At 69.0% G+C, this 8,007-nt stretch carries 8 protein-coding genes; 3 read left to right on the forward strand and 5 right to left on the reverse strand.

What is annotated here, in order from left to right:
* Nucleotides 1–89: 89 nt before the first annotated feature.
* Complete coding sequence (locus IRZ30_RS13575) at nt 90–2,141, reverse strand: prolyl oligopeptidase family serine peptidase (RefSeq protein ID WP_294085971.1); 2,052 nt, start codon at nt 2,139–2,141, stop codon at nt 90–92.
* 262 nt (nt 2,142–2,403) lie between these two features.
* Here IRZ30_RS13575 and IRZ30_RS13580 point away from each other — a divergent pair, with 262 nt between their 5' ends.
* Complete coding sequence (locus IRZ30_RS13580; protein ID WP_294085972.1) at nt 2,404–2,787, forward strand: response regulator transcription factor; 384 nt, start codon at nt 2,404–2,406, stop codon at nt 2,785–2,787.
* A gap of 48 nt (nt 2,788–2,835) precedes the next feature.
* On the opposite strand, the gene IRZ30_RS13585 is transcribed toward IRZ30_RS13580, so the two are convergent.
* The gene (locus IRZ30_RS13585; RefSeq protein WP_294085973.1) at nt 2,836–3,270 is read right to left on the reverse strand and encodes a thioredoxin family protein; all 435 of its coding nucleotides are present in this window, start codon (nt 3,268–3,270) and stop codon (nt 2,836–2,838) included.
* Between the two features lie 262 nt (nt 3,271–3,532).
* The gene (locus IRZ30_RS13590) at nt 3,533–4,051 is read right to left on the reverse strand and encodes a DinB family protein (RefSeq protein WP_294085974.1); all 519 of its coding nucleotides are present in this window, start codon (nt 4,049–4,051) and stop codon (nt 3,533–3,535) included.
* 82 nt (nt 4,052–4,133) lie between these two features.
* On the opposite strand from IRZ30_RS13590, the gene IRZ30_RS13595 reads away from it, so the two are divergent.
* Both IRZ30_RS13595 and IRZ30_RS13600 read left to right on the forward strand, forming a co-directional pair.
* The gene (locus IRZ30_RS13595) at nt 4,134–5,021 is read left to right on the forward strand and encodes an SMR family transporter (RefSeq protein WP_294085975.1); all 888 of its coding nucleotides are present in this window, start codon (nt 4,134–4,136) and stop codon (nt 5,019–5,021) included.
* A gap of 55 nt (nt 5,022–5,076) precedes the next feature.
* Entirely contained in the window at nt 5,077–6,396 is a 1,320-nt protein-coding gene (locus tag IRZ30_RS13600) for an MFS transporter (RefSeq protein WP_294085976.1), read from the forward strand.
* 24 nt (nt 6,397–6,420) lie between these two features.
* Here the strand turns inward: IRZ30_RS13600 and moaC are convergent, their stop codons facing one another.
* Nucleotides 6,421–6,900 carry a cyclic pyranopterin monophosphate synthase MoaC gene (gene moaC / locus IRZ30_RS13605; RefSeq protein ID WP_294085977.1) on the reverse strand — a complete coding sequence of 160 codons (480 nt, stop codon included), beginning with the start codon at nt 6,898–6,900 and terminating at the stop codon, nt 6,421–6,423.
* Complete coding sequence (locus IRZ30_RS13610; RefSeq protein WP_294085978.1) at nt 6,897–7,922, reverse strand: DMT family transporter; 1,026 nt, start codon at nt 7,920–7,922, stop codon at nt 6,897–6,899. The genes moaC and IRZ30_RS13610 overlap by 4 nt, the downstream gene beginning before the upstream one ends.
* Nucleotides 7,923–8,007 lie beyond the last annotated feature (85 nt).

Consider the following 8,007-nt stretch of genomic DNA (forward strand, 5'->3'; position numbering starts at 1 on the left):
ACCGGGGGGGGGGGGGGGCCCCAACGAAAACGGGCGCCCGCGGGGGCACGGGGGGGGCCACGGGTCGACCGCGCTCATGGGGTGTGGCGCTAGGCCACCGAGACCCCGAGCTGGTCGCAGACGAAGGTCCAGATGTCGGTCTGCTCGGCGATCTGCTTGCCGAGCGGTTTGCCTGCGCCGTGGCCCGCGGCCGTCTCGACCCGCAGGAGCACCGGCCGGTCGGAGCCGGTCGCGGCTTGCAGGCGCGCGGCCATCTTGCGCGCGTGCAGCGGGGCGACTCGCGTGTCCGAGGTGGCCGTCGTCAGGAGCACGGCCGGGTAGGGCGTGCCGTCCACCACTCGGTGGTAGGGCGAGTAGGCGTACAGGTAGGCGAACTGCTCCGGGTCGTCGGCCGAGCCGTACTCCGGGATCCAGAGGCGGGCGATCAGGAACCGGTGGTAGCGCAGCATGTCGAGCAGCGGCACCTGGCAGACGACGGCGCGGAAGAGATCCGGCCGCTGGGTCATGGCTGCGCCGACCAGCAGGCCGCCGTTGCTGCCGCCGAGGATCGCGAGGCGTTCGGGGCGCGTGTAGCCTTCGGCGATCAGGTACTCGGCCGCGGCGATGAAGTCGTCGAAGACGTTCTGCTTGTGCTCGCGCATCCCGGCGCGGTGCCACTCCTCGCCGTACTCGCCGCCGCCGCGTAGGTTGGGCAGCGCGTAGACGCCGCCCTGCTCCAGCCAGAAGAACATACGGCGGTCGAAGAGCGGCGTGCGGCTGATGTTGAACCCGCCGTAGCCGGTCAGCAGCGCCGGGGCGCTGCCGTCGCGTGGCGTCCCGGCTCGGGCCACGATGAACATGGAGACGCGGGTGCCGTCGGCCGAACGGTACCAGACCTGCTCGGTGGTGTACGCGGCGGGGTCGATCGGCGCCTTGACCGCGGCCCACTCGGTGACTTGGCCGCTGGCAGCGTGGCACGCGAAGACCGTCGGCGGCACTGTGAACGACTCGAAGCGGAAGTAGGCGCGCTCGCCCTCCGACTCGGCATTCAGCCCGGAGACGGTCCCCATCCCCGGCAGGTCGATGGTGCTCAGCGGACGGCCGTCCAGGTCGTGCAGCGTCAGGCGGGAGGTCGCCCGCACCAGTGTCTGCACCACCAGCCGGTCACCCACCGGGACGACCTGCTCGATGCGAGCCTCCTCCGGCTCGGCGATGACGTTCTGCCAGTTCTCGCGCTCCGGGCGCTCCGGATCGACCGCCAGCAGCCGGTAGCGCGGCGCATTGAGGTTGGTCAGCAGGAAGAGCCGATCGCGGTGGACGAACCCTTCGACCAGGGCCTCCTCGCCCACGAGCACGGGTACGAACCCGGCGTCGGGCCGGGTGCGGTCGTAGAGGTAGAGGTCGGCTCGCGCCCAGCCGTGGCTCACGGTGACGATGAGCCAGCGGCCGTCGCGGGAGAGATGGACGTGCGGCTGGGCCTCCGCCGGTAGCCCGTCACCGAAGACGAGGGGATCGGCCGCCGGGTCGTCTCCGAGCCGGTGGAGAAAGACCTTGCGGTGGTAGCGCTCCTCACCCGGTGGGACCTCGCCCGGTTGGGGATAGCGCGTGTAGTAGAAGCCGGATGCATCGGGGAGCCAGGCGATGCTGCAGAAGCGGGTCCGGTCGATGCGCTCGGTGAGCAACGTGCCCCGTTCGACGTCGAGGACTTGCAGCACGCTCTCCTCGTTGCCGTCCTGGGAGTAGCCGAAGGCGACGAGTTTGCCGTCGGGCGAGGGGTACCACCAGTCGAGCGCGGTCGTCCCCTCGGCGCTCTCCTGGTTGGGATCGAGCAACACCCGCTCGCTGTCCCCCTCGCGCAGGTACAGCTTCGGCTGGTTCTCGTGCCCCTCCCGCCGGAGGAAGAAGGCGCGCTCGCCTCGCATCACCGGCGCCGAGATGTCACCGATCGAGAGCAGCGTCTCCAGCCGGGCGCGGATGTGGGCGCGGGAGGGGGAGGCGTCGAGCACGCGACGGGTATAGGCGTTCTGGGCGTCGACCCAGGCGCGCGTCTCCGGTGACTCATCATCCTCCAGCCAGCGATACGGGTCGACGATCGTGTGCCCGTGCAGCTCCTCGGTCACCGGCTCGACCCGCGTGGCCGGCGACGTCAACCGTTCGGTCATGAGGTTCCTTCCCTCCCTGCATCCTCTACCGGGTGTCTGCCTGCCGATTATTCCATGGGCCCGGCGTCCGTGTCTGGATTGCGCACCGACCAATCCACGCTGATGGAGTATCACGGCATGCCCCTTGCGACCTGCCGCTACCCGGAGGGGAATGCCGCGTCGTGAGCGCACGGCCGGTGTGCTTGCGGATTTGCGGCGGTAGTGGATGCTGGGGAATGCGCAACGCGCAGCATTGCCGCGAGTGATCTAGTGAGACGAGAGAATGGCGCCTGCGGCCGCTTCGATCCTTGTGGTTGACGACGATCCGGCGATCGTCGACATCATCACGCAGGTGCTGGCGGCCGAGGGTTACGTCACGCGTGCGTGCCGGAACGGGGTGGAGGCGCTCGCCGTGCTCAACGAGTGGCGCCCCGACCTGATCCTCCTCGATCTCTGGATGCCGAAGATGGACGGCTGGGAGTTCCGTCGCCGCCAGTTGGCGCTCGACCGGGCGCGCGATGTGCCGGTGGTGCTGCTTTCGGCCGGGGGACGGTTGGAGGAGCACGCCAGGACGCTCGATGCCGCGGCCGCCATTCCCAAGCCGTTCGACCTGATCGACCTCCTCGCCGTCGTCGACACCGTGTTGAGCCACCCCGACCCGCAGTAGGGGCGGGCGTCACGCCTGCGGACCATGCGGGCAGCGCCCGGCCCTCGTCTACGGGACGCGCGCGGCCCAGATGGAGTCGGGGAAGCGCTTGCGCAGGACGTCCCAGACCTTGTACATCTCCGGGTCCGAACGGGTCTTGAGGTAGACCGCGATGCCCAGGCGGTAGAGCACCTCCGGCGCGAGGGCGCCGTCGGGGTCCCGCTCGTAGGCGCCGCGGAGCACGGCGATGGCGTGGTCGGTACGCGACCAGTGCAGGTCCACCCAGGCCTCGCCCAGGTCGAGCAGGGTGAGGAACAGGTCGGGGGGCAGGAAGTTCAGGCTGCGGTAGTGGACCGTGCCGCGCCGGTCGGCGAAGAGGATCGTCGGGGTCCAGATCACGTTGAGCGGCCGCACGACCTCCCGCGGGTCGCGGAAGAGGTCGAGCCTGAGTGGCACGAAGCGGCTGGTGACCGCGGTCACGACACGGGCGTCTGGATACGTCACGGCATCCAGTTTGGCGCAGCCGCGTCAGGGGTCTTTCATGACGTCGATCAGCAGCGGCTTGCGCTCGCGGGCGGCGCGCTCCGCGGCGTGCGCGAAGTCCCGTTCCCACTCAATGGTGGTGGTCATGACTCGGGCCTCCTTCGGCGCAAGGAGCGCGGGCGCCTTCGCCATGGGAACGGCCCTCACCCCCGACCCCGCTCCCAACGTTTGGAGCGGGGAGTCTCTTAGCGGGGGACAGGCGAGACGCTCGTGCTCCCGTCGCTCACCCGAGGCGCAGGCGCCATTCCTCCACTTGCGCCGCGTGCTCGTCGACGTGCTCGACCAATTCCTCGATCAGGCGGTGTAGCCGGCCGACCTCTCCCCAGGGGAAGGGGCCGATCGCGCGGAGTTGCTCGGGCGTCAGCCGGTCGAGGAAGGCGAGGGCGCGATCGCGCGCGGCCGCGAAGTCGGCCGCGACCTGCTCCCAGGGCTCGGTGCCGCGCACGGCGGCCGACATAGTGTTGAAGCTCTGCGTGTGCTTGATCGGGTGGTGCCGCGGCTTCGGCCCGCCCAGGATGTGCTCGGCGGCGTCCAGCATCTCCCGGTGCCAGTCGGCGAGATGCCCCGTTACGTCCCGCACCGACCAGGAGCCGACCGCCGGGTTGGTCTCCAAGACGACCGGGTCGACCCCGGACACCAGGGCCGCGAACCGATCGTGCGCGCGGACCACCTCCGCGCGTAGTCGCTGGACCTCGCTCCTTTCGACGCGCTCGCTCATCGCCTCCTCGACTCCACTCCGCATCGGCTGCTGCCGTCGGCTAATCGTAGCAGCTTGCGGGCGAAGGCGGGCGGGGCATCTCCCCAGCGGTGGTATGATGGGATGTATGGGAACCCTCGCGACGGTTCTGGTCCTGAGTTCGGCCAGCCTGCACGCTAGTTGGAATCTGCTCGTCAAGCGGAGCCGGGACACGCTCGCCTTTCTCTTCCTGGCGAACCTCGCCACACTCGTGGTCTACGCACTACCGTTCGCGGGCTTTCTGCGCGCCCACCCGATCCCTGCCGACGGCTGGCCCTTCGTGGCGGCCACGTCGACGATCCACGTCGCCTACTACCTCTGTCTCTCTGCCGCCTACACGCATGGCGCGCTCTCGCTGGCCTATCCGATTGCCCGCGGCACCGGCGTGGCGCTGGTGCCGCTCGTGGCCCTGCCGCTCTTGCGCGAGCACGTCTCGCTCGCCGGTGGAGTCGGGATCGCGCTCGTCGTCGCGGGCATCCTGGTGATGCACCAGGAACCGCTCCGGGCGCTCGTCCGCCAACCGCTCGGCATCGCCGCCGGTCAGCAGAGCGCCTTCAACCTCGGTACCTTCTTCGCGCTGCTGACGGGGTTTGCGATCTGTGGCTACTCGCTGGTCGACAAGGCGGGGGTCGCCCGGGTCCACCCGGTCGTCTACGGCTACCTGCTCATGGCGGGGATGACCCTCGGCCTGTCGCCCTACATCCTGACCCGCCGCCGGGCCGCGCTGCGCCGCGAGTGGACCGAGAACCGGGTTCCGATCCTCGTGGTCGGCGTGCTGGTGCTGGGAACCTATCTGATCATCCTCGCGGCAATGCGACTCACGGCGGTCAGCTATATCGTGGCCCTGCGCGAGGTGAGCATCGTCATCGGCGCGGTCCTCGGCGTGTGGGTGCTGGGTGAGGGCGGCGGCCGGGAGCGTATCCCCGGCGCGATGCTGATCCTGGCCGGGGTATTCACCATTGCCGTGATGGGGTAGCCGGCACCACGAGCGAGAGGCGGCAGAGCGTATGCGGAGACCAAGCCGGAAACTGGTGAAACAGCGATCGATCGACGGCGCTGCGAGCGTCCCGCTGCGCAGCCGACTGCGCCAGTCGCTCGCGCGGACGTTCGTCTCATTCTCCAACCGCAACTATCGGCTCTTCTGGTTCGGCCAACTCCTGTCGGTGACCGGCACCTGGATCCAGCGAGTGGCACAGTCCTGGCTGGTGCTAAATCTCACCGACTCCTCCTTCGCCCTCGGGATGGTGACCACGCTGCAGTTTCTGCCGATGATGCTCTTCGCACTCTTCGGCGGCGTCATCGCCGACCGGCTGCCAAAGCGCAAGGTGCTGCTGGTCACACAGGCGGTTATGGGCACCGTTTCGCTCATCCTGGGGGTGTTGATCACCTTGGATGTGGTGCAGATCTGGCACATCTACGTCCTGGCCGCTGTCCTCGGGCTGGCGACCGCCTTCGACAACCCGACACGGCAGGCGTTCGTGGTCGAGATGGTCGGGCCGGAGAACCTGCCCAACGCGGTAGCGCTCAACTCCAGCCTGTTCAACACGGCCCGCATCGTCGGCCCGTCTATCGGCGGTGCGATGATCGCCGCATTCGGCATCGCTGTCCCCTTCTATGCCGACGCGGTGAGCTTCCTGGCGGTCATCGTCGGTCTGCTGATGATGCGCCCGGAGGAGTTCCATGAGGTGCCGCCACCGGCGCGGGGGCCGGTGCTGACGCGGTTGCGCGAGGGGATCGCCTACGCAATCCACACGCCCGCGGTGGCATTGGTGCTGATCCTGATGGCGTTCCTGGGCACCTTCGGCTACCAGTTCACCGTCATCCTGCCGCTCATCGCCCGCTACGTCCTCGACACCGGCGCGCTGGGCTTCGGCGGACTGCTGACGGCTATGGGGATCGGCTCGCTTGCCTCCGCACTCGGGGTGGCCTACGTGAGCCGCCCGACCGAGCGGTTGCTGCTGATTGGAGCCGGCAGCTTCACCGTCTTACTCGGGCTGCTGGCGCTCTCGACGTCCTTGCCGTTCACAGTGGCGATCCTGGTCCTGCTGGGCGCGGGCAGCATCATCTTCACCGCCACCGCCAACTCACGATTGCAGATCTTGGCGCCCGGGGAACTGCGTGGGCGGGTGATGAGCCTGTACATCTTCCTCTTTGCCGGGACGGCTCCCGTCGGCTCCCTCTCGCTCGGCTACCTGGCCGAGACGCTGAGCGTGCGGATCGCGGTCGGGATCATGGCCCTCCTCTGCGCGGTTGGCTTCGTCCTCGGCTGGCTCTATCGCGCCCGGCACCCGGAGCACAGCCCTCAGGCGGCCACGCGGCGTCCAGCGCACGGGTCGTCAGCGTCCGATTGAAGGAACGCCGGCACGGCGGGACACTCACCCCTCGCGGCGCCAGGTACCGGAGCGCCCGCCGCGCTTCTCCTCCAGGCGGATCTGGTCGATGACCATGCCCCGGTCGACCGCCTTGACCATGTCGTAGATCGTCAGCGCCGCGGCGCTCACCGCCGTCAGGGCTTCCATCTCGACGCCGGTCTGGCCGCGGGTTTCGACCCGCGCCTCGATCACCACCGCCCCGCGAGCCTCGTCGGGCGTGAAATCGACGGTGATCGCGGTGAGCATGAGTGGGTGGCAGAGCGGGATCAGCTCGTGCGTCTTCTTGGCGGCCATGATCCCGGCGATCCGGGCCACGCCGAACACATCACCCTTGGCGGCGCGCTGCTCGACGATCATCCGCAGCGTCTCCGGTTGCATCCGGACCTCGCCGCGGGCGATGGCGACGCGGTGCGTCTCCGGCTTTTCCCCGACATCGACCATGCGCGCCTGCCCGCGCTCGTCGAAGTGCGTCAACTCACTCATCGTGCCCTCCTCCGGGCGCGCGCGTCGTGCTCGACCGGGCCGCGGCGCGCCGTGTTGGTCAAGATCACACCGAGCAGGATCAGGGTGCCGCCGAGCAGCAGGTAGATGGTGATGTGCTCTCCCAGCAGGAGCCAGGCCCCGAGCGTGCCGAAGACCGGCACCAGGTAGATGTAGACGGCGATCTGAGTCGGGCTGAGCACCCGCAGGCCACGGTACCAGAGCGCGTAGGCCAGTACCAGCGCAAAGAGGACCATGGTCAGCACCGCCAGCCACTCCGCCGGGCCGAACCGAAGGGCTTCGCGCACCACCTCGGGACGGGTAGCGAACAGCGGCAGAAGCGGGATGGTGCCGAGGACCGTCACCGTCCCCGCGAACTGCACCGGCTCGTAGCGCACGAGCAGCGGCTTGCTGAGCACGGTGTAGAAGGCCCAGGCCAGCGGCCCGAGCAGGGTGATGAGGATGCCGATGGCGTTGCGCACGCTGAACTGCGCCTCCGGCCCGCCGTAGAGCAGCACGACCAGGAAGCCGGCGAAGGCGACGGCGATCCCGGCGAGCTTGCGCGGGGTAAGGCGCTCCTGGCCCAGAGCGCGTGCGATCAGCGCGGTGAAGACCGGGTTGCCGGTCACGATCAGGCTCGCGACCGCCGCGGGGATCATCTGAACGCCGTAGGCCACGGCACCGGTGTTGATCGTCACGCCGAGCAGCGCCATGAGCCCGGCCTTGCGCCAGTCGGCGCGGGCGAAGCGGGTGAAGCCGCGACCGGAGAGGAGCAGGAACCCGGCGTAGCAGAGGCTGGCCAGCGTCAGCCGGATCATGAGTACCTCGGTCGCGTCGATGCGGCGCAGCAGGTACTTGATCGAGACGAAGTTCGAGCCCCAGGAGACGGCCACGAACAGGAGCGAGAGGTGGACGAGGATCAGCGCGCGGGTCGAGAGCGCACGCTGCCCCTCTCGCTCGATCTGCGATTCCTCCGACGCCCGCTCGCTTGCCTCGCCGGTATCGAGCGTGATCTCCCGGTCCATTCCTCGCCGTCCTGTTACTGCTCGGACGCGACGGGCCCGGATGCAACGCATCCGGGCCTGTCTCTTATAAACAACTTACGCTGCC

Source organism: Sphaerobacter sp. (assembly GCF_019683595.1).
In the GTDB taxonomy this organism is placed as follows: Bacteria; Chloroflexota; Chloroflexia; order Thermomicrobiales; family Thermomicrobiaceae; genus Sphaerobacter.

What these genes read in the sequence shown, in the direction of transcription:
- IRZ30_RS13580 (WP_294085972.1), top strand. Translation starts at nt 2,404, where the DNA reads ATGGCGCCTGCGGCCGCTTCGATCCTTGTGGTTGACGACGATCCGGCG.
- IRZ30_RS13575 (WP_294085971.1), bottom strand. Translation starts at nt 2,141, where the DNA reads ATGACCGAACGGTTGACGTCGCCGGCCACGCGGGTCGAGCCGGTGACC.
- IRZ30_RS13590 (WP_294085974.1), bottom strand. Translation starts at nt 4,051, where the DNA reads ATGCGGAGTGGAGTCGAGGAGGCGATGAGCGAGCGCGTCGAAAGGAGC.
- IRZ30_RS13610 (WP_294085978.1), bottom strand. Translation starts at nt 7,922, where the DNA reads ATGGACCGGGAGATCACGCTCGATACCGGCGAGGCAAGCGAGCGGGCG.
- IRZ30_RS13595 (WP_294085975.1), top strand. Translation starts at nt 4,134, where the DNA reads ATGGGAACCCTCGCGACGGTTCTGGTCCTGAGTTCGGCCAGCCTGCAC.
- moaC (WP_294085977.1), bottom strand. Translation starts at nt 6,900, where the DNA reads ATGAGTGAGTTGACGCACTTCGACGAGCGCGGGCAGGCGCGCATGGTC.